This is a genomic window from Luteibacter pinisoli (genome assembly GCF_006385595.1).
Taxonomy (GTDB): Bacteria; Pseudomonadota; Gammaproteobacteria; order Xanthomonadales; family Rhodanobacteraceae; genus Luteibacter; species Luteibacter pinisoli.
The window spans coordinates 428607-453263 of record NZ_CP041046.1; the positions used below are offsets into that span (position 1 = coordinate 428607).

Consider the following 24657-nt stretch of genomic DNA (forward strand, 5'->3'; position numbering starts at 1 on the left):
CGCCGGAGCGTGTGCGGCTTCAGTCCGGCTGGGCGGGCTGGCGCAGGGTTTGACGCACGCTGGGGATCGCGTTGGCGCGTACACCGAGCTCGTGTGCGATATCCACGTAGCCCAGGTGCCGTGCGACGTCGCCCGCCGTACGGCCGAAGGCGTCGGCCGCGTTGCGGTTGGCGCCGCGCTGCAGGAGGACGCGTGCCGGCGCCAACAGTGCGTGCATCGCGCAGGCATGCAGGGCGCTGACCCCGCGGTGGTCCGCGTGTTCGATCTTCGCGCCGGCATCGAGCAACACCGGCACCAGCGCACCGAGATGCGTCGCATCGGCGACGGTGCCCGGCCGCATGTGTGCACCGAGCAACAGCAGCAGCGGCGTGGCGCCGTCCTTGTCGGCCTTGTTCACGTCGGCACCCTTGCCGATCACGAGGTCGAGCAGGCGACGCGCACGCAGGCTGTCGCTGCTGCCGAAGCAGTACTGCGCCGCGGCGTGCAACGCGGTGTGGCCGTGCGCATCCTCGGCGGCGGTGTCCGCGCCTGCGGCAAGCAGGCGTTCGACGATGTCGGGATAACCCAGTGCGGCGGCGATCATCAGTGCCGTGGTTTCGCCGGGAAGACGCTGGTCCACGGCGACGCCGCGTGCGAGCAGGCGTTCGACGACGGCATCGCGACGTGCGTTCACGGCGGCGGCGAGCGGCGTCACGCCCGAGGCGGCGCTCGCCGCCGGGTCGGCGCCGGCATCGAGCAGGTGTGCGGCCACGTCGACCTGGCCGGCGCCCGCGGCGCGCAGCAACGCGGTGGCGCCCTGGGCATCGCGCGTATCGACATCGAAGCCGAGTTCAAGCAGGCGGTCCACGGCTTGCGTATCACCCGCGGCCGCGGCGGCCGGCAGGTCGGCGGCCACCAGCGTGCGGCCCGGTAGCGGCCACAGCGGCCAGCTCAACCAGCGTTCCACCTCGCCGTGGCCGATGCCGAGGCCATACGGGGTCTCGCCGTTGACGTCCGCGGCTTCCGGGTCGGCGCCGTGGGTGACCAGGAGGCGGACGAGCGGCAGCGCGTCGCCATCGTGTTCCAGCGCGGCGTGCAGCGGCGTGCGGCCGCCGGCGTCGCGCACGTTCGGGTCAAGGCCGCGTGCGAGCAGCGCGCCAAGCAGGCGGGCACGGCCCGTCGCCGCGGCCATGTGCACCGGGGTGCGGCCGCGCGCGTCGGCGCCGAAGGGATCGGCACCCGCCTCGAGCATGGCGAGCGCGAGGTGTTCGTCGGCACCGTCCAGCCGGCAGATGGCCTGGCCAAGCAGGCCCGCGCCCGCCGGTGTGGCGCCGGCGCGCATCAGCTGGAGCAGCGCCTCGGCGGACTGCGGGAGCTGCGGAAGCAGGGCGTCGAAGAGGCGACGACCCAGCGTGCCTTCCGGTTCGTCGGCCGGCGGCGCGAGCCGCGCTTCGGCGGACAGGCCATGGTCGAACAGCCACGCGCGCGCGGCATCAAACCCCGGGCTGGCGAGGTCGATGTACAGCGCCGCCAGCTCGGCGGCGGGCCATTCGCGCACCTTCGCCGAGAACGTGGAGGCCACCGCCCAGTGGCCGAAGCGCAGCGCGTCGTGCAGGTGAAGCGGCGAATCGGCACCGGCCTCGGGAAGCACCGACTCACTGAGCGAGGTCGGCAACGGCGTGCCCGGATCAAGCAGGGCGACGAAATCCCAGCGGCCGCCGCTGGCGGCGTGGTCGAGTGCGCTACGGCCGTCCGCCGCCGCTTCCTTCGGCTGTGCGCCCATGGCGAGCAGGGCGCGCACGGTGGCGGCCTGGGCGCGCGGCGACTGGCAGGCCAGGGTCAGGGCGTTGCGGCCGTGGCTGTCGCGCGGCGTCGGGTCGGCCTGCGCCTCGGCCAGCATCTGCACGATGCCGCTGGCGCCCGCGCGCGAGGCCTCCATCAGCGCCGTGGTGCCATGCCGGTCCGCGAGGTTGGGGTTGGCGTGGGCCTGGAGCAGGGCCCGTGCGATCTGTTCGTGGCCTTCGGCCGCGGCCGTCACCAGGGCGGTACGGCCGTGGGCGCTGACCGCGTTCACCGGTGCCTTGTGCCGCAGCAGCACCTTGATGCCTTCCGCGTCGTCATCGGCGATGCCCGCCGCCGCGACCAGTGCCGGCTCGGCACCGACAGGCGCGGGTTTCGCGCCGTGCTCGAGGAGGAAGCGGGCCAGCGCCCAGTTCGCTGCCCGGCAGGCGATGGTCAGTGATGTCTCACCGGCGGCGTTTACCGCATCGACGGTGGCACCGGCATCGAGCAGCATGGCGGCCACGGTGGGCTCGGCGCTGAGCACCGCGCCGTGCAGCGCGGTGTTGCCCTCGGCATCCGTGGCCGACGCGTTCGCGCCATTGGCCAGCAGGGTGAGCACGGCATCCGGGCGGCCGTGCCAGCTATCGCGGCAGGCGGCGATGAGGGCGGTGACACCGTGGTGCGTGCGGTTCACTTCGGCGCCGCGGGCGATCAGCGCGCGCAGCAGGCGCGTATCCGCCGACAACGCGGCCAGGGTGAGCACCGGGCGCTGATCGCGATCGCCCGGCTCGGCATCGGTATTCGGGTTGGCACCAGCCTCGACCAGCGCGACGGCGCGAGCGACGTCACCGGCGCGAATCGCGGCGAGCAGGGCGCCATCGCGGATTTCCGGCTGGCGCTCTTCGCTCGACAGTTCCGGGATCGGCACCGGCGTCGGCACGATGTGCGCGTCGTTGATCACCGGCTCCTGGCGGGTTTCGGCGCGCGCGGTACGGATATGGCCGCGGCGGTCGCAGAGCAATGCACGCAGGGTGCGGTTGGCGATCAGCAGCGAGCAGGCCGGCAACAGCACGACGGCGTAGATCGCCAGGGCGGCGATGCGCATTTCCGACGGGAACACGCCGTACAGGCCCGACAGTGCCACGGCGCAGAAGGCCAGCACGAGCAGGCCCAGCGCGGCGGGGACGAAATGGGTGAAGAAGCGCTCTTCGGCCGACAGGTGGCGGCCGAAGCTGAAGGAGCGGGCCATGGCCGTGAAGATCCACGAGCCATCGCCCGTGGTCTCGGGATAGGCGTCGTCCCACAGGTACACCAGCCCGAACGCCGGCCACATGCGCCAGAGGGCGCCCAGCGCCACCACCAGCGTCGCGGCGAGGAGGAGTGCCGCACCCAGGCTCGGTGCCTGCGTCAGCTTCAGCAGCGGCCACGCCACCAGGACGAACACCAGGAAGGTGTACATGGTGAACATGACCACGTACGCCGAGCCGCGGCGCAGCGCCGTGCGCAGGTAATTCGGCTCGGGATCAAACCCAATGGCGTGGCACACCGCCGCCATGGCCAGCGCGTTGGCGAGCAGCAGGGGAATCAGGGCCAGCGGTGAGGCAGTGAGGCCGGCGCACGCGACAGCAGCAAGGGCGGGGAGGAACCAGGGCAGCGCCTTGATCAGCGGCGGTCGACGACGTTTGGGATTGGCCATGCGCGCGAGTATACGGACCGCGCAAAGGCTGCGCGGTAACGCGACGTTAACCCGGCTTCCACGTTTCGCGTATGTGCACTTCCGGCAACTCAGGCACGGACGAGCGAGGCATCCGGGTCAATCTCGCGATTGAGGTTGGGCTGGTTGCAGACGCTGAGGGTCTCGTTGGGCGGCGCCTGGAGGTGCCAGCCCTGGTCCGCCAGGTGGCTGAGCACGATCTCAGTGTCCTCGTGCGGGAGCTGGCGCTGGGCGGTGAGCTGGACTTCAAGCACGAAGCGCAGTTCGCCGAGCAGGAGGACGAGGGGTTCGGGCAGGGCATCGAAGCCCTCGCGGCGGGAAAGCCACACATAGGTGTCGGGCTTGCGCAGGCTGGCGTAGACGTAGCAGTGCATGACGGCAGGTCTCGCGGCGGCTCGGTCGTCCAGTCTACCGGATCCGGGGCGGGGGGATGGGCCGGAAAGTGTGGGGTGTTTCAGGTTTGTTGCATCGACACTTGCAAAAACTTGGTCAAGTCGTCCAGAGTTCCACCCCAGATTGTTAAACGCGCGTATGAAAACGGCTAACTTTTCCGTTTTCCGCCCCGTTCGATCCCGTCAGAACAATAAGCAGGAGCCGCTCCGCATGCAGATCAAACTTCACACCCGCCCGCTGGCCGTCGCCGCCCTTTCGCTGGCGATCGCCGGCGCGCTCGTGGCTCCGCAGGCCGCTCACGCCAGCGCCTTCCAGCTGAAGGAAAACAGCGCCAAGGCCCTGGGCCGCGCTTTCGCCGGTTCGGCCGCCGCCGGTGACGATGCCTCCGTCATCGTGAACAACCCGGCCGCCATGTCGCTGCTGGAAGGCAACACCTTCCAGGCCGACGTCACCGGCATCAACTTCAGCACCAAGTTCCACGGCACGTCCACGGACGCGCAGGGCCGCCCGATCTCCGGCGGCAACGGCGGCGACGCCGGCACCACCATCCCGGTCCCGGCGCTGTACTTCGCGTCCAAGGTGGGCGACCGCGTCCACATCGGCCTCGGCCTGACCGCCCCGTTCGGCTTCAAGACCGACTACGACAGCGACTGGAAGGGCCGTTACAACGCCATCAAGTCCGACTTCAAGTCGTACGACGCCACGCTGTCGGCCTCGTTTGACGTCACCGACGACTTCGCCATCGGCGCCAGCTTCATTGCGCAGAAGACGACGGCTGAGCTGACCAGCGCCATCAACTACAACAGCGCCGCGCTCGGCGTGCTGCAGCAGGGTGTCGCCGCCGGCGCCATTCCCGCCGTCGCCGCCCCGACCTACGCCCGCCTGATCAACACCGTCGTGCCGGCCGGCACCGACGGCGTCGCCAAGATCAAGGGTGACGACTGGGCCTACGGCTGGCAGCTCGGCGGTATCTGGAAGCTCACCGCGCAGGATCGCTTCGCGCTGAACTACCGCAGCGCCATCAAGCATCACCTGGAAGGCACCGGTAACTTCACCGTCCCGGCCAACGCCGCGGCGCTGCTGTCCAACCCGGCGATCGCCAGCCTGTTCCAGGGCCAGGCACCGTTTACCCACACCGACGGCAACGCCGGTTTCGAAACCCCGGCCGTGGCCACCGCCAGCTTCTGGCACCAGGACGAGAAGTTCGGCCTGGGTATGGACCTGTCGTGGACCAAGTGGGATTCGTTCAAGAACCTGACGGTGACCTACGCCAACCCGAACCAGCCGCCGACCTCGGAAGCCTACAACTGGCGCAATACCTGGTTCGCCTCGGTCGGTGGTGAGTACTACCTCAGCGACAAGCTGACCCTGCGAGGCGGTGTGGCGATCGACACCACCCCGACCTACGCTGACACCCGCTCCCCGCGCGTGCCGGATTCGACCCGCAAGTGGCTCGCCTTCGGTATGGGCTACAAGGTGTCGGAGAAGTTCGAGATCAACGCCGGCTACGCGCACATCTTCGTCAACAAGGCGCACATGAACGGCGTCGCCAGCGCAACGGGCGATACCCTGGTCGGCGAGAACGACGACAAGGGCAACCTGCTCAGCCTGTCGGCCAAGTACCAGTTCTGATCGCTTAACGCGAACAGGTGCTGAAAAAAAACCTCCCCGGCGACGGGGAGGTTTTTTTATGCGATCAATAGGCGTATTCGCTGAACACCGGATCCACGCTGCCGTTCCATTTGCCGTGGAACTGCTCGAGCTTGGTGTCTGCCTGCGTCTTGCCCGACAGCGCGATCTCCAGCAGCGGTTCGATGTAGATCGATTCGTTGGCGCCGTCCGAACGGCGGCCGACGTTGCGACGCTTCAAACCGTGGTCGGCAATCTTCAGTGCCTCGAGCGACAGCTCACGCATCGTGTGGTTGCGGAACTTCAGGTGCAGCGCTTCCTTCGGTACGCCATCGCGCAGGGCGTGGCGTTCGGCCTTGCTGAAATCCTTCACCAGGTCCCACGCCGCGTCGAGTGCGACGTCGTCGTACAGCAGGCCTACCCAGAAGGCAGGCAGCGCGCACAGCTGGTTCCACGGGCTGGCATCGGCGCCGCGCATTTCCAGGTACTGCTTCAGGCGCACCTCGGGGAAAGCCGTGGTGAGGTGATCCGCCCAGTCCTTCATGTTGGCCTTCACGCCCGGCAGTGCCGGCAGTTCGCCACGCATGAACTTGCGGAAATCCTGGCCCGACAGGTCGACGTACTTGCCATCGCGATAGCTGAAGTACATCGGCACGTCGAGGATGTAATCGACGTAACGCTCGTAGCCGAAGCCTTCCTCGAACACGAAGTCGAGCATGCCGGTGCGGTCCGCGTCGGTATCCGTCCACACGTGCGAGCGGAACGACTTGAAGCCGTTCGGCTTGCCTTCGGTAAACGGCGAATTGGCGAAGAGTGCGGTGGCGATCGGCTGCAGGGCCAGCGCCACGCGGAACTTTTTCACCATGTCCGCTTCGGTGGCGTAGTCCAGGTTCACCTGCACGGTGCAGGTGCGGGTCATCATGTCCAGGCCGAGCGAACCGACCTTGGGCATGTACTCGCGCATGATCTTGTAGCGGCCCTTGGGCATCCACGGCATCTGGTCGCGGCGCCACTTCGGCTGGAAACCCATGCCGAGGAAGCCGATGCCGAACTCGTCGGCCACCGAGCGCACTTCCTTCAGGTGGGTGCTGACTTCGTCGCAGGTCTCGTGGATGGACACCAGCGGCGCGCCGGAGAGCTCCAGCTGGCCCGCGGGTTCCAGGGTGATGTTGGCCTTGCCCTTGGTCAGCGCGACCGGCGTCTCGCCCTCCCGGGCGATGTCCCAGTCATAGCGCTCGGCCAGCCCCTCGAGGATGGCGCGGATGCCCGGGCGCGGGCCTTCGAAGGGGGGCGGGGTAAGGTCGTCGGTATAGAAGCCGAACTTTTCGTGCTCGGTACCGATGCGCCAGGCTTCGCGCGGCTTTTCGCCCTCGGCGAGGTTGGCGACCAGGTCGTGCCGGTCACCGATGGGCGTGCTCTTGGCGGCGCTGGGAATGGACACAAAACTTCCTTGGCAGTGGACGGCAGGGGCCGTAGCCGCCCCACATGGGGGCGCATGCCGCCCGGGAAAAGGTGCCATGCCCGCCGGCGAGCGTAACAAAAGCCGGTGACGCCCGCGTGCGTTTCGGCGCAAGAAAAAAGGCCGCCCCGAGGGGCGGCCTTCTCAACGTGCCATTACTGGACTTCAGCGCTTCATCGAGTTGAAGAACTCGTCGTTCGACTTGGTGTTCTTCATCTTGTCGAGCATGAACTCCATGGCGGCCAGTTCGTCCATCGGGTGGAGCAGCTTGCGCAGGATCCAGATCTTGGCAAGCATGTCCGGCTCGATCAGCAGGTCTTCGCGGCGGGTGCCGGAGCGGTTGATGTCGATGGCCGGGTAAACGCGCTTTTCCGAGATGCGGCGGGACAGGTGCACTTCCATGTTGCCGGTGCCCTTGAACTCCTCGTAGATCACCTCGTCCATCTTGGAGCCGGTGTCGGTCAGCGCCGTGGCGATGATCGTCAGGCTGCCGCCTTCCTCGACGTTACGGGCCGCGCCGAAGAAGCGCTTGGGGCGCTGCAGGGCGTTGGCGTCCACGCCACCGGTGAGCACCTTGCCGGAGCTGGGCACCACGGTGTTGTAGGCACGGGCCAGGCGGGTGATCGAATCCAGCAGGATCACGACGTCGCGCTTGTGCTCGACCAGGCGCTTGGCGCGCTCGATGACCATCTCGGCGACCTGCACGTGGCGGACGGCCGGCTCATCGAAGGTGGAGCTGATGACCTCGGCGCGCACCGTGCGGGCGATTTCCGTGACTTCTTCCGGGCGCTCATCGATCAGCAGCATGATCAGGTGGACGTCGGGATGGTTGTACTGGATGGCCTGCGCGATGTTCTGCAGCATCATCGTCTTACCGGATTTCGGCTGGGAAACGATGAGGCCACGCTGGCCGCGGCCGATCGGCGCCACCAGGTCGAGGATGCGGCCGGTGATGTCCTCGGTGGACCCGTTGCCGCGCTCGAGCTTGAACGCCTTGCGCGGGAACAGCGGGGTGAGGTTTTCGAACAGCAGCTTGTTCTTCGACGCTTCCGGCGGGTCGCCGTTGATGTCGTCCACCTTGAGCATGGCGAAGTAACGCTCGCCTTCCTTCGGGTGGCGCACGCGTCCGGTGATGTAATCGCCGGTGCGCAGGTTGAAGCGGCGGATCTGGCTGGGTGAGACGTAGATGTCGTCCGGGCCGGCCAGGTAGGACTCGTCGGCCGAGCGCAGGAAGCCGAAACCGTCCTGCAGGATCTCGAGCACGCCTTCGGCCCAGATGCCGCCGCCCGAGCGGGCGTGGGCCTTGAGGATGTTGAACACCACATCCTGCTTGCGCTGGCGGGCGACGCCCTCGCGGATACCCAGCGACTCGGCGAACTCCAGGAGCTGGATGGAGTTCTTGCGCTTGAGTTCGGTGAGGTTGATCAGGCGATCGTTGCTGCCGGCGTCGGCGTTCTCGTCGTCGTCGACCGGATAGCCATTGTTGTTATTGCGCTGGTGCTGGTAGTTGCCACCACCGTTGCCACCACCGCCACCCTGGCGCTGTTGCTGCTGCGGGCGGTCGTTGCGCTCGGGCCGGTCGTTGCGGTCGTTGCGGCGGCGACGGCCGCGGCCTTCACGCTCACGGCGCTCGCCGGCGTTGCCGCCGCCCTGGGTGTTGTTCTGGCCCTGGTTGCCCTGGCCCTGGTTGCCTTGACCGCCCTGGCCCTGCTGCTGGCCGCCCTCACGGGGCTCCTGCGGCTGGCGCGCTTCGCTGGACGGGTGGTTGTTGCTGAGCTGGAGCTCCGCCTGCGGCGCCGGTGCGGGCGGCAGGGGTGGAGGCGTGGGCGGGGAGGGCGCCGGGGCAGGCGCGGGAGCCGGCGGCGGGGCGCTCGTCTCTACCGCGGGTGCGGCGGCGGCTGGCGCCTTGCGGCGCGTGCGGGGACGCGGCTCGGTCGCAGGCTGGTCGCCGGCGCCTTTGGCGTCGTTGGAATCTTTCGTTTCGATATCGGACACGGGCAAACCTCACGGGGCGCCGTTGGAAGAAGAGGTGGGAGGGTTCGCGGCTGGGGGGACAGCGGGGTGTCCCGGGGCGAACGCCTAGAGCCTAGCATCGCGTGAGGCGCAAGGTAAAGCGCCTCACGCGGTGGCTCGGAGGGGTGGAGCAAATATCAGATGGACTTATCGATGAACTGGGCGAGCACGCCCTTGTTCACGGCACCGACCTGGGTGCCGGCAACCTTGCCATCCTTGAACACCATGAGGGTGGGGATGCCGCGGATGCCAAACTGGCGCGGGGTCTGCTGGTTCTCGTCGATGTTGATCTTCACGATCTTCACCTTGCCCTGGTACTCATCGGCAAGCTGCTCGAGGGCGGGCGCGATCGCCTTGCAGGGGCCGCACCATTCCGCCCAGAAATCGAGCAGGACGGGGGTGTCGGATTCGAGGACGTCCTTCGAGAAGGCGGCATCGCTCGTATGGGTGATCTTGTCGCTCACCGTGGTCTCCAATCGGGGTGTTAAGGGGGTTGACGACCGCGACGCTGGCATCGGCTACACTTAGGAGCCCCATGTCGCGGGTCCAACCGGAACCGAAGGTCGTGGCTATATCAGCCGATGGCCCTCATTCCAACCCAACTAGGGGCGCGATTCAAGCTATTCAAGGTGCCGGCGGGTGGTTTCCGTTGACATAGGTAAACCGGTTCATCGAGCCGGTTCAGCTATGCCAGCGGGAACCGTCGTACCGGCCACCTCCCGCCTCCGGCCAATCGTGCGCCGGGCGCGTCGACAGGCCGCCGGGCTAGCAAACCGGCAGCCGCGACCCTCCCGTGCCGCCTGCCGGACCAACCACCCGTCCCGTGGTGCATTCCTTGCCGCAGGGACGGCGTCGCGTACCTGCGACGCAAGATTCCAGGCCCATCCATGTCCCAGACCGTACTTACCGACGTCTTCTACGAAAACCTCGACCTTCATCCGCTGCTCCACCAGGGCCTCGCCACCGCCGGCATCACCCGCTGCACGCCCATCCAGGCGCTGACCCTCCCGGTCGCGCTCACCGGCCGCGACGTGGCGGGCCAGGCGCAGACCGGCACCGGCAAGACCTTCGCCTTCCTCGTGGCCCTGATGGACCGCCTGCTGAAGAACCCGGCCCAGCCCGGCCGCAAGGATTCCGACCCGCGCGCCCTGATCATCGCGCCCACCCGCGAGCTGGCCATCCAGATCGAAAAGGACTTCCAGACCATCGGCAAGGCCACCGGCCTGCGCAGCGCCCTGATCTACGGCGGCGTGGACTACGACAAGCAGCGCCAGCAGCTCCGCGACGGCTGCGACATCATCATCGCCACGCCGGGCCGCCTGCTGGACTACTACAAGCAGGACGTCTTCGGTTTCGGCAGCGTCGAAGTGATGGTGATCGACGAGGCCGACCGCATGTTCGACCTTGGCTTCATCAAGGACGTGCGCTTCATCTTCCGCCGCCTGCCGTCGCGTGAGCAGCGCCAGGTGCTGCTGTTCTCCGCCACCCTGAGCCATCGCGTGCTCGAGCTGGCCTACGAGCACATGCACGAAGCGGAAAAGCTCGTCGTGGAGACCGAGAACGTCACCGCCGACCGCGTCCGCCAGGTGGTCTACTTCCCGTCCAAGGAAGAGAAGATGCCCCTGCTGCTCAACCTGCTTGAAGAGAGCAAGGCCGAGCGCAGCATCATCTTCGTCAACACCAAGGCCGCCGCCGAGCGCATCACGGATCGCCTGAAGCGCCATAACTTCCGCGTCGGCGCCATTTCCGGCGACGTGCCGCAGGTGAAGCGCCAGAAGCTGCTGCAGCGTTTCCAGGACGGCCAGATCGACCTGCTGGTCGCCACGGACGTGGCCGCCCGCGGCCTGCACATCCCGGCCGTCAGCCACGTCTTCAACTACGACCTGCCGCAGGATGCCGAGGACTACGTCCACCGCATCGGCCGCACCGCGCGCCTGGGCGCCGAGGGCGACGCCATCAGCTTCGCCTGCGACCTCTATGCGATGGGCCTGCCGGACATCGAGACCTACATCAACCAGAAGATCCCCGCGGCGTCGATCGACGCGCGGATGCTGGTGATGCCGGCCCCGCGTCCGCGTGCCGACGGCGTGCAGGATGAAATCGACGACCCGAACGACACCGGTGGCCACGTGCCGACCCGTGGCGCGCCGCCGGAGAAGGGTGGCCGGGGTGGTCCGCGTTCGGGCTCCCGTTCGGGTTCGGGTTCGCGCCAGGGTGAGCGTTCGGGCACGCGTGAGCGTCGTCCGCCGCGCCAGGACAAGCCGGCCGTGACCTCGACCGAGGTGCCGGTCACCACCGTCGTCGTCGCCGAGACCGTGGCCGACCTGCCGGCCGCCGAAGCGATGGCCGCCGTCGGTGCCGCGCCGAAGAAGCGCCGCCGCCGTGGTGGTCGTGGCCGCGGTAGCCGCGAGGGTGGGGCCGAGGGCACGCCGGTGCGGATCCAGGATGCGGGCGCATCGGCTGCGCCGCGCGCGGCCGGCGCCGAGGGCGCCGCCAACCCGAACCGCCGTCCGTCGCGCCATGTGGCTGCCTCGCGACCGGCCGCCACGCCGGCCCCCGCCGCCGCCCCGGTGAAGAAGGAAGGCTTCTTCCGTCGCCTGGGTCGCATCTTCGGCGGCCGATAAGCCAGGAACCGCGAAACCGACCACCGCAAATACCCGCCGCATACCTTATCCTCTAGGCTTCACGGACCAACGGGTAACGCGGTGATCGGTTTCGACCTGGTGAGCAAACGATACGAGGGCGACCACCAGGCCCTTACGGATGTCTCTTTCCAGGTGGGCGCCGGCGAGATGGCGTTCGTCACCGGGCATTCCGGGGCCGGCAAGAGCACCCTGCTCAAGCTGCTGGCCATGATCGAGCGGCCCACCAATGGCGTGGTCACCCTCGACGGGCAGAAGCTCAACACCGTCCGCTCCGCCGACATCCCCCGGGTCCGCCGCAAGCTGGGCATGGTATTTCAGGACCATCGCCTGCTGATGGACCGCAGTGTCTTCGCCAATGTCGAACTGCCGCTGGTCATCGCCGGCGTGACGGCGACCGAGCGCTCGCGCCGCGTGCGCGCCGCGCTGGAGAAGGTCGGCCTGCTGAGCTACGAGAAGCAGCTGCCCGGTACCCTCTCCACGGGTGAGCAGCAGCGCGTGGGCATCGCCCGCGCCATCGTGGCCAAGCCGGCGGTGCTCATCGCCGACGAGCCCACGGGCAACCTCGACCCGCAGCTGGCCATGGAAATCATGGGCCTGTTCGCCGAATTCCAGGCCGTAGGGACGGCCGTCCTCGTCGCCAGCCACGACCTGATGCTGATCAAGCGCATGAAGAAACGCGTTGTCGTCCTCGACCACGGCAAGCTGGTGGCCGACGTGCCCGCGACGGAGGTGGTATGAACGCCGTCCGTGAGCCGCGCAAGGCGCCTGAGCCGGAGAAGACCCGCCGCACGACGCCGCGCCACATCGGTGCCTGGCGCGAGCACCATGCCTGGAGCCTGTCGATCAGCTGGCGCCGCCTGGCCTCGCGTCCGCTCGGCACCCTGCTGACGGTGGCCGTGATGGGCGTGGCCCTGGCCCTGCCGCTCGCGTTCTACCTCCTGCTTGGCAACGTGGAGCGGATGGGCGATGCGCTCGGCCGCAACCAGACCATCAGTGCCTTCATGAAGCCGGGCCAGAATGCGGCGATGGCCGAAACGGCGGCGTCGGCCCTGCGCGGGCGCCCCGAGGTGCAGGACATCGTCATTCGCACGCCGAAGGACGGCCTGGCCGAGCTGGCCGAGGTGCAGGGCTTCTCCGGCGCCCTGCAGTCGCTGGACGAGAACCCGCTTCCTTATGTGCTTTCGGTGCAGCCGAAGCCCACGCTTTCCGCCGACGATGCAAGCCGGCTCGTTGAAGCGATGAAGGCCCTGCCAGGCGTCGACATGGTCCAGGACACCGGCGCCTGGCGCCAGCGCCTCGACGCGATCGTCGGCGTCGGCGCCCGCGCGACCACGATGCTGGCGCTGCTCCTCGGCATCGCGGCACTGCTGGTGGTCGGCAACACCATCCGCGTCGACATCCAGAGCCGCGCCGAGGAAATCGGCGTGTTGCTGCTGATCGGCGCCAGCCGGCCGTTCGTACGCCGGCCTTATCTCTACACCGGCATCTGGCTGGGCCTGCTCGCAGGCATTCTCGCCGTGGTACTTGCCGTGGCGATCGAGTTGGCCATGGCGGGCCCCGTCGGCCGCCTGGCCGCGGCCTATGACGGCAGCGTCGCGTTCGGCGGCCTGCCGGCGTGGTTGCTTCTTTCCGTGCCGGTCGCGTCGGCGGTTCTCGGGTGGCTGGGTGCGCGGCTGGTCAGCGCACGCCAGATACGCCGCGCGGCAGCGGGTTAAGGGGAGGCCAGGGGGTGGCATCGCATATCGGATCAGGCGTCGCCGGCGCTACGCCGCGCATCCTGCTGGTGGACGGCTCCAAGGTCGTGCGCCAGCTGATTTCGCGCGTGGTGTCCGCCGAAGTGCCCGGCGTGGAAATCATTGGCGTCAGCACGGGTGCCGAAGCGCAGGCCGAGCTGCAGCGCGGCGTGTTCGACTTCGTTACCGTGGCGCTGCGCCTTCCGGACATGGATGGCCTCGACCTCGCACGTTTCGTGCGCGAATCGGCGCCGCAGATCTACATGCCCATCGTCGTTGTTTCCGGCGACGTGGAGCAGCGCCTGCATCGCCGTGAGCTGGGCGAATTCGTCACCGACTATTTCGACAAGTCGCTCGGCTTCGGCGCGCTCGCGGAATTCATTCGCGGCTACGTACGGCCGGAAGGCGGCGCCGAAGGCGAAGTGCTGTACGTGGAAGACAGCCGCGTCGTCGCGCTGGCCACGCGCCGCATGATGGAGAAGTACGGCCTCACCGTGCATCACGTGATCAGCGCGGAAGATGCCATCGAATTCCTGCGTGCAGCGAAGGCCGAGGGCCGGATGGGGGCGGATGTCGTGCTCACCGACGTCAGCCTCAAGGGCGAGCTCACCGGTGGCGATCTGGTGGAGCGCATTCGCAACGAGTTCGGCTACGGCAAGGGCAAGCTGCCCACGCTCATCATGACGGGCGACGAAAACCCCGCGAACCAGGCCGCGCTGTTGCGCGCCGGTGCGAATGATCTTGTCGAAAAACCCGTGGAAGAAAAGCTGCTGATCACGAAGCTGCTGTTCCAGCTTCGCGTGGCCCTGCATCTGCGCGGAAAGGCCGACGCTTGAACGATCGCGTACGCCTGGAGAGCTCCTGGAAGGAGCGCATCGGCGATTACCTGGATCGCCCGGAGATGCTGGCGCTGTCGGCGTTCCTTCGCGACGAGAAGGCGCACGGCAAGGTCATCTATCCGCCCGGCCCCGATATCTTCAACGCATTCGGCCACACGCCGTTCGATGCCGTGCGTGTCGTCATCCTCGGCCAGGATCCGTACCACGGCCCGGATCAGGCGCATGGCCTGAGTTTTTCCGTGCGGCCGGGCGTACGTGTCCCGCCGTCGCTGCAGAACATGTTCAAGGAAATCGAGAGCTGCCTCGGCATCCCGCGTCCGGACCATGGCTGCCTCACGCCGTGGGCGGATCGTGGTGTCCTGCTGCTCAATGCCGTGCTCACGGTGGAAGCCGGGCAGGCGGCGTCGCACCAGGGTCGTGGCTGGGAAGGCTTCACCGACGCGGCCATCGATGCGCTCAACCGCGAACGCGAAGGCCTCGTCTTCATGCTCTGGGGCAGCCACGCGCAGAAGAAAGGCCAGCTGATCGACGGCAAGCGCCACTGCATCCTGCGCAGCGTGCATCCCTCGCCGCTATCCGCGCATCGCGGGTTCATGGGCTGCGGGCACTTCGCCATGGCCAACGCCTACCTTGAGTCGCGCGGCGAAGCGCCCATCGACTGGTCGCTGCCGCCACGCGCTGAACTCCACGCCTGAAAAGACAAAAGCCCGCGGCCGAAGCGCGCGGGCTAAGTAGCAACCGGATCACTTGTCATCATGTTCCGGCCCGCCTCAATCGCGACCAAGCACTGCATTGAGGTCTTCGAAATCGGCGTTGCCGCCGACAGACGCTTTGAAGTTAATTGTTGGGCGCCCAACATGCAAGCGCACACGGGTTGCTTTCAGCTGAGTTCGAACACGAACGACAAAGCCTTACGTATTTCGTAGAGCGTCGCCTCATCGACGCGCGATAGTGGCGAGAAGGGTGCGCCACGCTTCGCCTGTGTGCGCGCTTGAGAAAGTCGCTCAAGGCTCACGACCATCGCCATATCGCACTTGGCCCACCGGCTCCCCTCGCGCTCCCCCCAACCCGGCGGCATGGCCTCGGCGGGAACGCGCACATGCCATCGAGCCTCCTGCCGCGGGGCGGTCATGCTTACCGGCACGATGCTTACCAGGCCGGGTCGGCCCTTCAGTCGCCGGCTAACCACGATGACCGGGCGGGTCTTCGTCATTTCACCAGTGGGGGTAGCGCCTGGGGGTGGAAACCGGCAAATCAGCACGGTCCCTGGTGGGGGTGGGTAGTGAAAAGGCATGGAGCAAGCGTAGGAACCGGGGCGCAGGGCGAATGCCGGTGGTGGCGGCTACCTCGCGTAGGCGGACGCCCTTTTTTTTCGAGGGCTGGCCCCCATTTTCCTTGTATGGCGGGCACCTACAGGCTTCGCCGGCGGCCGGGACTCCGGTTGCCCTTCTGCCTCCTGAATACGCCCCTGGGGTCCCACTGGACATCCCGGGGCTATTTCTGTACCATTGAGTACAGCTAACCAATTTGAACTTCGGCAGGGGTTAGCACTCCCACCATGGGACTGCTAACCTGCACCGACACTTTCAGGAGGCTCCACATGTCACAAGCCCTCGCCACCCGTAACTACGGGCTACCGAGCGTCGTTGGCAGTCTGGATTCCTACATCGCGGCCGTCCATCGCATCCCGGTGCTCAGCCTTGACGAGGAGCAGACGCTAGCGCGCCGCTTCCACGACGACGCCGACCTCGACGCCGCCCGCCAGCTGGTGATGTCGCACCTGCGTTTCGTAGTGCATGTCGCCCGCGGTTACAACGGTTATGGCCTGCAGCTCTCCGACCTGATCCAGGAAGGCAACATCGGCCTGATGAAGGCGGTGAAGCGCTTTGATCCGGACCAGGGCGTCCGCCTGGTCAGCTTCGCGGTGCATTGGATCCGTGCCGAAATGCACGAGTTCATCCTGCGCAACTGGCGCATCGTGAAGGTCGCCACCACCAAGGCCCAGCGCAAGCTGTTCTTCAACCTGCGCAAGAGCAAGAAGCGCCTTGGCTGGATGAACGCGGAAGAAGTGCGCGTCGTCGCCCAGGACCTGGGCGTGCCGGAAGCCACCGTGCGCGAGATGGAATCGCGCCTGTCGGGCCGTGACGTGGGCTTTGAAGCCCCGGCCGACGCCGATGACGACGAGAAGCCGGCCCCGGCCGCGTTCCTGGTCGACGAAGGTGCCGACCCGTACGACAACCTGGCCGAAGCCGACGCCTCGAGCAACCAGATGGGTGCCCTGAGCTCGGCCCTGTCCAACCTCGATGCCCGCTCGCGCGACATCATCCAGCGCCGCTGGCTGGCCGAAGACAACAAGGCCACCCTGCAGGACCTGGCTGACGAGTACGGCGTCTCGGCCGAGCGCATCCGCCAGATCGAGGCGAATGCCATGAAGAAGATGCGCGTCGCCATCGCCGCCTGATCGCGACGAACGGCGTAAGATCCGGAACGGCCCCCGCGTGGGGCCGTTTTCCGTTGTCCCGAACCGTGGAGTAAGAGGATGCCCAGGGCCCTGGTCATCGAAGATGACGAAGTCACCGCCCGCGATATCGTCGCGGAGCTCGGCGCCCATGGCCTCCAGGCCGACTGGGTGGCGAACGGCCGCGAGGGCCTGGCCCGCGCGCTGGCCGATGGCTACGACATCATCACCCTCGACCGCATGCTGCCGGGCATGGACGGCATCGACGTGGTCTCCGAACTGCGCAAGCGCTCGGTGGATACCCCGGTGCTGATGATCAGCGCGCTGTCCGACGTGGACGAGCGTGTGCGCGGCCTGCGCGCCGGTGGCGACGATTACCTCACCAAACCCTTTTCGCCCGACGAGCTCGCCGCCCGTGCCGAAGTGCTGCTGCGCCGCCGCCGGCCCGCGGCGCACGAAACGCGCCTGCGGGTGGAAGACCTCGAGCTGGACCTGGTCAAGCACAACGCGTTGCGCGACGGCCAGGCGCTCACGCTCCTCCCCACCGAATTCCGGCTGCTCGAGTTCCTGATGCGCAACGCGGGCCAGGTCGTGACCCGGCAGATGATTTTCGAGCACGTCTGGGGTTTCCATTTCGATCCGGGCACCAACGTGATCGATGTCCATATTGGCCGCCTTCGCCGCAAGATCGACGGCGCGGGCCAGGTGCCGCTCATCAGTACGGTGCGCGGCTCGGGGTATGTCCTTGCGCGCACTGACTGACGCCTGGCGTTCCGCCACCTCGCGCCTGATCCTCATCTATGGCGCGCTGTTCGCCATCTGGTGCGTGGTGCTGCTGGGCGTCGTCCAGTGGGAATCCTCGCGCTACCTCACCAACGTGGTGGACGGCATGCTCGCCGCCCGCGTGCACTATCTCGAGCGCACGGACCCGCGCCGCCTCAACGACACGGTGGACGCCGCCAGCGCCATCGACGCCACCGGCTTCATGGCGGCGGGCCTGTTCGACGCACAGGGCCGGCGCCTCGCCGGCAACATCTCGAAGATCCCGGCGGGGCTGGACGAGGACGGCATCGTCCGCGCCGTGGCCGCGCAGGTGGAAGACCACCCGGGTGAGTCGCCGCGCCGTTCCCGTGGCCTCGCGAGCACGCTTCCCAATGGCGAGCGCCTGGTCGTGGTGAAGGAAAGTGCCACCATCGACGGCCTCGGCGCCATCATCCGCCGTGGCGCGCTGTGGGGGCTCTCGCTCACCCTGCTGCCCGGCCTGCTCGGTGGCATCCTCATCGCGCGCCGCCCCGCGCGCCGCATCCGGCAGATCCAGCAAGCCATGGAGCCGATCCGCGAGGGCAACCTCAGCGTGCGCCTGCCGGTGACGCGGGCCGGTGACGAGGTGGACATGCTCGCCGGCACGGTGAACACCACGCTGGACGAGATCGAGCGCCTGCTCGGCGAAGTGAAGGGCGTGACCGACAACATCGCCCACGACCTGCGCACGCCGCTCACCCGCATGCGTACGCGGCTCTACCGCATCCAGCAGCAGTTCGACGGCCGTGCCGAGGGCGAACAGCTGGAGGCCGCGGTGGAAGAGATCGACACGGTGCTGGCGCGGTTCCGCGCGCTGCTGCGCGTGTCCGAGCTGGAAGACCGCCAGCGCAGCGCCTGCTTCGAGACCATGGACCTGGGCGTGGTGCTGAAGAACGTCCACGACTTCTACGCGCCCTTGGCGGAGGACCGCCACCAGGTGTTCGAGCTGGATGTCGGCGCGCTGCCCGCGCTGCGCGGCGACCCGCAGCTGATGTTCGAAGCCTTCGCCAACCTGGTGGGCAACGCCATCAAGTTCACCCCGAACGGCGGTGCCATCCGGATGGTGGCGCTGACGGACCCCACGGGCGACGCGCGCATCGACATCGCCGACACCGGCCCGGGCATCCCCGTGGCCGAGCGCGACCACGTCTTCCGCCGGTTCTACCGCGGCGACGAGACGCGGACGAAACCGGGCTGTGGGCTGGGCCTGGCCATCGTCAGCGCCATCGTGCGCCTGCACGGATACTCGATGGCCGTGGGCGGAAACGAGCGTGGCGCGGTGTTCTCGGTGACCTGTCCGGCGGTCTAGCCGAATACGCCTAAATAAATCTTAACTACGCCGCAGGAACGCACGGGCGCAAACTTCGCCGCGACGCAACATCGCGCTCGGAAACCGTCCCCCCATGATTGGCATCGTCCGGATCGCTCTTTCGCGGCCGTATACCTTCGTCGTCCTCGCCCTGCTGATCCTCATCGTCGGTCCGCTGTCGGCGATGCGTACGCCGACGGACATCTTCCCCGACATCAAGATCCCCGTGATCGCGGTGGTGTGGCAGTACACCGGCCTGCCGCCCGACCAGATGGTCGGCCGCGTGTCGTCGCCGTTTGAGCGCGTGCTCACGACGACGGTGAACGACGTGGAGCACATCGAGGCCAACTCGATCAATGGCTTCGGCATCGTCAAGATCTTCTTCCAGCCCACCGTGGATATCCGCACCGCCAATGCGCAGGTGACGGCGGTGGCGCAGACGCTGTTGAAGCAGCTGCCGGCGGGCACCACGCCGCCGCTGATCCTCAACTACAGCGCGTCCACGGTGCCGATCATCCAGCTGGCCTTGTCGGGCGATGGCCTGACGGAACAGAACCTGGCGGATCTTGGCCTGAACATCATCCGCCCGCAGCTCACCTCGGTGGCCGGCGCGGCGATTCCGTTCCCGTTCGGCGGCAAGACCCGCCAGGTGCAGATCGATATCGACCCGGCGGCCTTGCAGGCGCGCGGGCTGTCGGCGCAGGACGTGGCCAACGCCCTGGCCGCGCAGAACCTGATCACGCCGGTGGGTACGCAGAAGATCGGCGATTTCGAGTACACCCTGCAGCTCAACAACTCGCCCTCGGTGGTCGACGAGCTGGGTAACCTGCCGGTGAAGGTCGTCAACGGGGCCACCGTGTTCATTCGCGACGTGGCCCACGTCCGCGACGGTTCGCCGCCGCAGACCAACATCGTGCACGTCGACGGCAACCGCTCGGTGCTGATGACCGTGCTGAAGAACGGCTCCGCGTCGACGCTGGCGATCATCCAGGGCATCAAGGACCGCGTGAAGTCCATGAAGGACGCGCTGCCCGAGAACCTGAAGATCAACCCCATCGGTGACCAGTCGCTGTTCGTCAGCGGGGCCATTGCCGGCGTGGCCCGCGAAGGCGTCATCGCCGCGGCGCTGACCAGCCTCATGATCCTGCTGTTCCTCGGTAGCTGGCGCTCCACCGTCATCATCGCCACGTCGATCCCGCTGGCGATCCTTGGCGCGATCGCGATGCTGTCGGCTTTCGGCGAAACCCTCAACATCATGACGCTGGGTGGCCTGGCGCTCGCGGTGAGTATCCTGGTCGACGATGCGACGGTGACCATCGAGAACATCAACTGGCACCTGGAGCACGGCAAGGACGTCGAGACCGCGATCCTCGACGGCGCGGCGCAGATCGTGACGCCCGCCTTCGTCTCGCTGCTGTGCATCTGCATCGTGTTCGTGCCGATGTTCTTCCTCGAAGGCGTCGCGCGCTTCCTCTTCGTGCCGATGGCCGAAGCAGTGATGTTCTCGATGATCTGTTCGTTCATCCTCTCGCGCACCCTGGTGCCGACGATGGCGAAATACCTGCTCCATCCGCATTCGCTGGATGATCCGCACGGCGAACACGGCAAGGTCTCGCGCAACCCGCTGGTCCGCTTCCAGCGTGGTTTCGAGAAGCGTTTCGAAGCGCTTCGCCAGGGTTACCACGGCCTGCTCGAGCTGGCGTTGCGCAACAGCAAGCCGTTCGTCATCGGCTTCCTGGTCTTCGTCGTGGCGTCGTTCGCGCTCGTGCCCATGCTCGGCAAGAACTTCTTCCCGTCGGTGGACTCGGGCCAGATCCTGATGCACGTCCGTGCGCCGGTCGGCACCCGCGTGGAAGAGACGGCCAACATGTTCGCCGACATCACCAAGGAAGTGCGCCGGATCATCCCGGCCGATGAGCTTGGCACCGTCGTCGACAACATGGGCCTGTCCTCGTCGGGCATCAACAACACGTACAACAATACCGGTACGGTCAGTTCGGCCGACGGCGACCTGCAGATCTCCCTGAAGGAAGACCACAAGCCGACCGCCGACTATGTCCGCGAACTGCGCGAGAAGCTGCCGCGGCTGTTCCCGACCGCGACGTTCTCGTTTCCGCCGGCGGACATCATCAGCCAGATCCTGAACTTCGGTTCGCCCGCGCCGATCGACCTGCAGATCCGCGGTCCCAATGTCGCGGCCAACTTCAAGTACGCCTCCACGCTGCTGCGCGAGATCCGCCGCGTGCCGGGCGTGGTCGATGCCCGTATCCAGCAGTCGCAGGCCAGCCCCACCTTCAACGTGGACGTGGATCGCAGCCGCGCGCAGCAGGTGGGCATCACCGAGCGTGACGTGACCAACAGCCTGGGCGTGAACCTGGCCGGTTCCAGCCAGATCGCTCCCACCTTCTGGCTGAACCCGCAGAACGGCGTGTCGTACCCCATCGTGATGCAGACGCCTCAGTACGCCATCGATACGCTGCCTGACCTGGCCAACGTGCCGATCAGTCCCAGCGCCGGTGCGTCCGGTTCGCAGATCCTCGGTGGCCTGGCCTCGTTCACGCGTACCACCAGCAGCACGGTGGCCAGCCAGTACAACATCCAGTCGATGGTGGAGATCTTCGCCACCACGCAGGATCGCGACCTGGGCGGCGTTGCCGCGGATATCCAGAAGATCCTGGAGGCGCATGCGAAGGAACTGCCGAAGGCCTCCAGCACCGCGCTGCTCGGCCAGGTGCAGACGATGAACAGCGCCTTCACCGGCCTGATCCTCGGCCTGCTTGGTGCCATCGTCCTGATCTACCTGCTGATCGTGGTGAACTTCCAGTCGTGGGCCGATCCGTTCGTGATCGTCACCGCGCTGCCTGCCGCCATCGCCGGCATCATCTGGATCCTGTTCGCCACGCACACCACGCTGTCCGTGCCCGCACTCACCGGCGCCATCATGTGCATGGGCGTGGCCACGGCCAACTCCATCCTGGTGGTGAGCTTCTGCCGCGAGCGCCTCGCCGAAACCGGTGACGCCTTCCTCGCGGCCTCCGAAGGCGGCTTCGTCCGCTTCCGCCCGGTGCTGATGACCGCACTGGCCATGATCATCGGCATGCTGCCGATGGCCCTGGGCATGGGCGAGGGCGGCGAGCAGAACGCACCGCTCGGCCGCGCGGTCATCGGTGGCCTCATCTTCGCTACCACGGCCACGCTGCTGTTCGTGCCCGTGGTCTTCAGCATCATCCATGGCCGTCGTGGCCATACGTCGAAAACCCCGGCGAACGCTTCCGGAGAGCCCGTCCATGTCGCCTGATACGCTGCACACCCCCCAGCCGCGCCGCCTTCGCGTCGCCGGCATCATCGCCGCGATCGTCGTGCTTGCCATCGTCGTGGCCGGCGTCGCCACGCGCGCCAACGAGTCGCGCAACCTGCGCCAGTGGACGGACGAGCAGGCCATCCCCAGCGTCACCCTGGTCAAGCCCGAGGGCGGTCAGGGCGGTGGTGACCTGAACCTGCCCGGCCGCCTCCAGGCGTATGCGCGCGCACCGATCTACGCGCGCACCAGCGGCTACCTGAAGTCGTGGAAGTACGACATCGGGCAGAAGGTGAAGGCCGGCGACGTGCTCGGTGAAATCGAAACGCCCGACCTCGACCAGCAGCTGCTGCAGGCCAAGGCGGACCTCGCCAGCGCACGCGCGAACGAAGCGCTGGCGCAGACCACCGCGAAGCGCTGGCAGTCCATGCGCGACTCGGATTCGGTGTCCAAGCAGGAAGTGGACGAGAAGACCGGCGACTACGACGCCAAGCGTGCCCTGGCACAGGCGGCACAGGCCAACCTTGAGCGCATCCAGGCGACCAAGGGCTTCGCGAAGCTGGTCGCGCCGTTCGACGGCGTGGTCACGGCGCGCGAGACCGACACCGGCGCGCTGATCAATGCCGGCGGTGGTGGCCAGGAACTGTTCGTGGTGTCCGATACGCACAAGCTGCGCATGTACGTGAACGTGCCGCAGAACTACGCGCCGTCGATCAAGCAGGGCGCGACGGTGAAGCTCACCGTGCCGGAATACCCGGGCAAGACCTTCGAAGGCAAGGTGGAATCCAGCTCCTCGTCGATCAACGCCGCCAGCGGTACCACGCTGGTCCAGGTGGCCGTGGACAACGAAAACGGCCAGCTGCTCCCGGGCGGCTATGCCAGCGTCACCTTCGACCTGCCGGCCAATGCCGCGCTGTTCCGCGTGCCGGCCAGCGCGCTGGTCTACGACGGCAGCGGCCTGCGCGTCGCCGTGGTCGATGCGCAGAACAAGGTCACGTTCAAGGACGTCACCATCGCGCAGGACTTCGGCAAGACGGTGCAGCTCGCGGCGGGTATCGCCGAGGGCGACCGCCTGATCGAAAGCCCGCCCGATGGCCTCGCCAACGGCGACACCGTGCGCGTCACCCCGGCGAAGAAGGAAGGCGGCGACCATGCCAAGGCCTGAATCCTTGCGGCTCGTCGCCGGCCTGGTGCTGTCGATGGGTCTCGCGGCCTGCTCCATGGCGCCGACGTACAAGGCACCCGAGGTGCCGGTGGCGCCGCAGTTTGCGAACACCGATTCGCCGTGGGTGGAAGCGCAGCCCGCCGACCACCTGGACAAGGCATCGTGGTGGACGCTGTACAGCGACGCCCGCCTGGATGATCTCCAGGGCCGCCTGCTGAAGAACAACGCCACGCTGGCCGCCGCTTATGCCCACTACCAGGAAGCGGAAGCCTTCACGAAGCAGGTGCGCGCGGGGTTGTTCCCGACCTTCGGTCTGAACGGCAACGCCACGCGTAACCGCGAATCCGATACCAAGCCGCTGCGCGGCGCCACGTCGCCGGCGTACTACAACTCGTACACCCTCGGTGGCCAGCTCGATTACGAAGTGGACCTGTGGGGTCGCGTGCGCGACAGCGTCGCGGCCGGCACCGCCGAAGAGGTGGCGGCGCAGGGTGACCTCGCGCAGGCGCAGCTGAGCCTGCAGGCGCAGCTGGCCGACAGCTACCTGCAGCTCCATGGACAGGATCGGCAGATCAAGGTGCTGACCGAGAGCATCGACGCCTTCTCGCGTGCGTTGCAGCTGACGCAGTCGCGCCACGAAGGCGGCATTGCCTCCGGCCTCGACGTAGCTCGTGCGCAGACCCAGCTGTCGAACGCGAAGTCGCAGCTGACCCAGGCCCAGGCGCAGCGTGCGGTCGTGTTGCATGCCATCGCGGTGCTGGTCGGCGACAGCGCGTCCAGCTTCACGCTGGAAACGAAGGACGACGCCATGAAGGTGCCGACCATCCCGCTGGAAGTGCCTTCCGCGTTGCTGCAGCGTCGCCCCGACGTGGCCGCCGCCGAGCGTCGCACCGCGGCGGCGAATGCCCGCGTGGGCGTTGCCCGTTCGGCCTTCTTCCCGCAGATCACGCTGGATGGCCAGGGCGGCTGGCAGAGCGCCCAGTGGGGCAACATCGCCACGGCGCCGAACCGTTTCTGGGCGCTCGGCCCGACCGTGCTGCTCAACGTGTTCGACGGTGGCCGCCGCAAGGCCGCGGTGGAATCGGCGAAAGCCGCGACCGACGAGGCGGGTGCCAAGTACCGCGACGTGGTGCTGAATGCCTTCGCCCAGGTGGAAGACAACCTCACCCTGCTGCGTGACCTCGGCGCGGCGCTGGTGGACCAGCAGGCCGCCGCCGATGCGGCACAGCGTTCGGTGGACCTGTCGCTCAACCGCTACCGCGAGGGCGCCGTCGGCTACCTCGACGTGGTGCAGGCACAGACGGCAGCGCTGGATGCGCGCCGCAGCGTCATCGACCTGGAAACCCGCCAGCTGCGGGCCAGCGTGGCGCTGATCCGGGCCCTCGGCGGCGGCTGGCAGGCACCCGCCCAGGCCTGATCGCGGCGATCCCTTATGATCGG

The 24657-nt window shown here is 67.5% G+C and carries 18 protein-coding genes; 12 read left to right on the top strand and 6 right to left on the bottom strand.

Translation table 11 applies throughout. From position 1 onward, the window contains the following. Nucleotides 1-19 precede the first annotated feature (19 nt). Complete coding sequence (locus FIV34_RS01970; RefSeq protein WP_139979152.1) at nt 20-3457, bottom strand: ankyrin repeat domain-containing protein; 3438 nt, start codon at nt 3455-3457, stop codon at nt 20-22. An 89-nt stretch (nt 3458-3546) separates the two neighbouring features. Further along, a complete protein-coding gene (locus tag FIV34_RS01975; RefSeq protein ID WP_139979153.1) occupies nt 3547-3849 on the bottom strand; it encodes a YcgL domain-containing protein in 303 nt (100 codons plus the stop codon). Nucleotides 3850-4078: 229 nt separating this feature from the next. On the opposite strand from FIV34_RS01975, the gene FIV34_RS01980 reads away from it, so the two are divergent. Next, nucleotides 4079-5500: an OmpP1/FadL family transporter gene (locus tag FIV34_RS01980; RefSeq protein ID WP_139979154.1), complete on the top strand. Its 1422-nt coding sequence runs from the start codon at nt 4079-4081 to the stop codon at nt 5498-5500. A gap of 64 nt (nt 5501-5564) precedes the next feature. Here the strand turns inward: FIV34_RS01980 and FIV34_RS01985 are convergent, their stop codons facing one another. The 3 genes from FIV34_RS01985 to trxA all read right to left on the bottom strand — a co-directional run bounded on the left by FIV34_RS01985 (nt 5565) and on the right by trxA (nt 9433). After that, the gene (locus FIV34_RS01985) at nt 5565-6938 is read right to left on the bottom strand and encodes a glutamate--cysteine ligase (protein WP_139979155.1); all 1374 of its coding nucleotides are present in this window, start codon (nt 6936-6938) and stop codon (nt 5565-5567) included. Nucleotides 6939-7121: 183 nt separating this feature from the next. Then, complete coding sequence (gene rho, locus FIV34_RS01990) at nt 7122-8951, bottom strand: transcription termination factor Rho (RefSeq protein ID WP_139979156.1); 1830 nt, start codon at nt 8949-8951, stop codon at nt 7122-7124. Between the two features lie 155 nt (nt 8952-9106). Next, on the bottom strand, nt 9107-9433 hold the full coding sequence (trxA, locus tag FIV34_RS01995) for a thioredoxin TrxA (protein ID WP_139979157.1): 327 nt from the start codon (nt 9431-9433) through the stop codon (nt 9107-9109). A 423-nt stretch (nt 9434-9856) separates the two neighbouring features. On the opposite strand from trxA, the gene FIV34_RS02000 reads away from it, so the two are divergent. From FIV34_RS02000 to ung, 5 genes are all read left to right on the top strand, one after another. Continuing rightward, nucleotides 9857-11593 carry a DEAD/DEAH box helicase gene (locus FIV34_RS02000; RefSeq protein WP_139979158.1) on the top strand — a complete coding sequence of 579 codons (1737 nt, stop codon included), beginning with the start codon at nt 9857-9859 and terminating at the stop codon, nt 11591-11593. Nucleotides 11594-11674: 81 nt separating this feature from the next. Continuing rightward, the gene (ftsE, locus tag FIV34_RS02005) at nt 11675-12352 is read left to right on the top strand and encodes a cell division ATP-binding protein FtsE (protein ID WP_139979159.1); all 678 of its coding nucleotides are present in this window, start codon (nt 11675-11677) and stop codon (nt 12350-12352) included. Continuing rightward, a complete protein-coding gene (gene ftsX / locus FIV34_RS02010; protein WP_139979160.1) occupies nt 12349-13329 on the top strand; it encodes a permease-like cell division protein FtsX in 981 nt (326 codons plus the stop codon). Before ftsE ends, ftsX begins: the two co-directional genes overlap by 4 nt. Before the next feature lie 14 nt (nt 13330-13343). Next, entirely contained in the window at nt 13344-14183 is an 840-nt protein-coding gene (locus tag FIV34_RS02015; protein WP_246058727.1) for a response regulator, read from the top strand. Then, nucleotides 14180-14881, top strand: coding sequence for a uracil-DNA glycosylase (ung, locus tag FIV34_RS02020; protein WP_139979162.1), 702 nt, complete (start codon nt 14180-14182; stop codon nt 14879-14881). Before FIV34_RS02015 ends, ung begins: the two co-directional genes overlap by 4 nt. Before the next feature lie 185 nt (nt 14882-15066). Here the strand turns inward: ung and FIV34_RS21450 are convergent, their stop codons facing one another. After that, entirely contained in the window at nt 15067-15480 is a 414-nt protein-coding gene (locus tag FIV34_RS21450; protein ID WP_139979164.1) for a type II toxin-antitoxin system PemK/MazF family toxin, read from the bottom strand. A gap of 306 nt (nt 15481-15786) precedes the next feature. Between FIV34_RS21450 and rpoH the strand changes: the two genes are divergently transcribed. From rpoH to FIV34_RS02055, 6 genes are all read left to right on the top strand, one after another. After that, nucleotides 15787-16647, top strand: coding sequence for an RNA polymerase sigma factor RpoH (rpoH, locus tag FIV34_RS02030; RefSeq protein WP_139979166.1), 861 nt, complete (start codon nt 15787-15789; stop codon nt 16645-16647). A 78-nt stretch (nt 16648-16725) separates the two neighbouring features. Continuing rightward, nucleotides 16726-17406 carry a response regulator transcription factor gene (locus FIV34_RS02035; RefSeq protein WP_139979168.1) on the top strand — a complete coding sequence of 227 codons (681 nt, stop codon included), beginning with the start codon at nt 16726-16728 and terminating at the stop codon, nt 17404-17406. Continuing rightward, nucleotides 17384-18754, top strand: a complete 1371-nt coding sequence (locus tag FIV34_RS02040; protein WP_139979170.1) for a sensor histidine kinase — start codon at nt 17384-17386, stop codon at nt 18752-18754. Before FIV34_RS02035 ends, FIV34_RS02040 begins: the two co-directional genes overlap by 23 nt. 94 nt (nt 18755-18848) lie before the next feature. Next, the gene (locus FIV34_RS02045; protein ID WP_139979172.1) at nt 18849-22052 is read left to right on the top strand and encodes an efflux RND transporter permease subunit; all 3204 of its coding nucleotides are present in this window, start codon (nt 18849-18851) and stop codon (nt 22050-22052) included. Continuing rightward, nucleotides 22042-23217, top strand: coding sequence for an efflux RND transporter periplasmic adaptor subunit (locus FIV34_RS02050; RefSeq protein ID WP_139979174.1), 1176 nt, complete (start codon nt 22042-22044; stop codon nt 23215-23217). Before FIV34_RS02045 ends, FIV34_RS02050 begins: the two co-directional genes overlap by 11 nt. Then, nucleotides 23204-24634: an efflux transporter outer membrane subunit gene (locus FIV34_RS02055; RefSeq protein WP_139979176.1), complete on the top strand. Its 1431-nt coding sequence runs from the start codon at nt 23204-23206 to the stop codon at nt 24632-24634. Before FIV34_RS02050 ends, FIV34_RS02055 begins: the two co-directional genes overlap by 14 nt. Nucleotides 24635-24657 lie beyond the last annotated feature (23 nt).

Bases quoted from the DNA above. Each gene is read 5' to 3' on its own strand.
- FIV34_RS01970 (WP_139979152.1), bottom strand. From the start codon at position 3,457: ATGGCCAATCCCAAACGTCGTCGACCGCCGCTGATCAAGGCGCTGCCC.
- FIV34_RS01975 (WP_139979153.1), bottom strand. From the start codon at position 3,849: ATGCACTGCTACGTCTACGCCAGCCTGCGCAAGCCCGACACCTATGTG.
- FIV34_RS01980 (WP_139979154.1), top strand. From the start codon at position 4,079: ATGCAGATCAAACTTCACACCCGCCCGCTGGCCGTCGCCGCCCTTTCG.
- FIV34_RS02000 (WP_139979158.1), top strand. From the start codon at position 9,857: ATGTCCCAGACCGTACTTACCGACGTCTTCTACGAAAACCTCGACCTT.
- ftsX (WP_139979160.1), top strand. From the start codon at position 12,349: ATGAACGCCGTCCGTGAGCCGCGCAAGGCGCCTGAGCCGGAGAAGACC.
- FIV34_RS21450 (WP_139979164.1), bottom strand. From the start codon at position 15,480: ATGCCTTTTCACTACCCACCCCCACCAGGGACCGTGCTGATTTGCCGG.
- rpoH (WP_139979166.1), top strand. From the start codon at position 15,787: ATGTCACAAGCCCTCGCCACCCGTAACTACGGGCTACCGAGCGTCGTT.
- FIV34_RS02035 (WP_139979168.1), top strand. From the start codon at position 16,726: ATGCCCAGGGCCCTGGTCATCGAAGATGACGAAGTCACCGCCCGCGAT.
- FIV34_RS02040 (WP_139979170.1), top strand. From the start codon at position 17,384: ATGTCCTTGCGCGCACTGACTGACGCCTGGCGTTCCGCCACCTCGCGC.
- FIV34_RS02045 (WP_139979172.1), top strand. From the start codon at position 18,849: ATGATTGGCATCGTCCGGATCGCTCTTTCGCGGCCGTATACCTTCGTC.
- FIV34_RS02050 (WP_139979174.1), top strand. From the start codon at position 22,042: ATGTCGCCTGATACGCTGCACACCCCCCAGCCGCGCCGCCTTCGCGTC.
- FIV34_RS02055 (WP_139979176.1), top strand. From the start codon at position 23,204: ATGCCAAGGCCTGAATCCTTGCGGCTCGTCGCCGGCCTGGTGCTGTCG.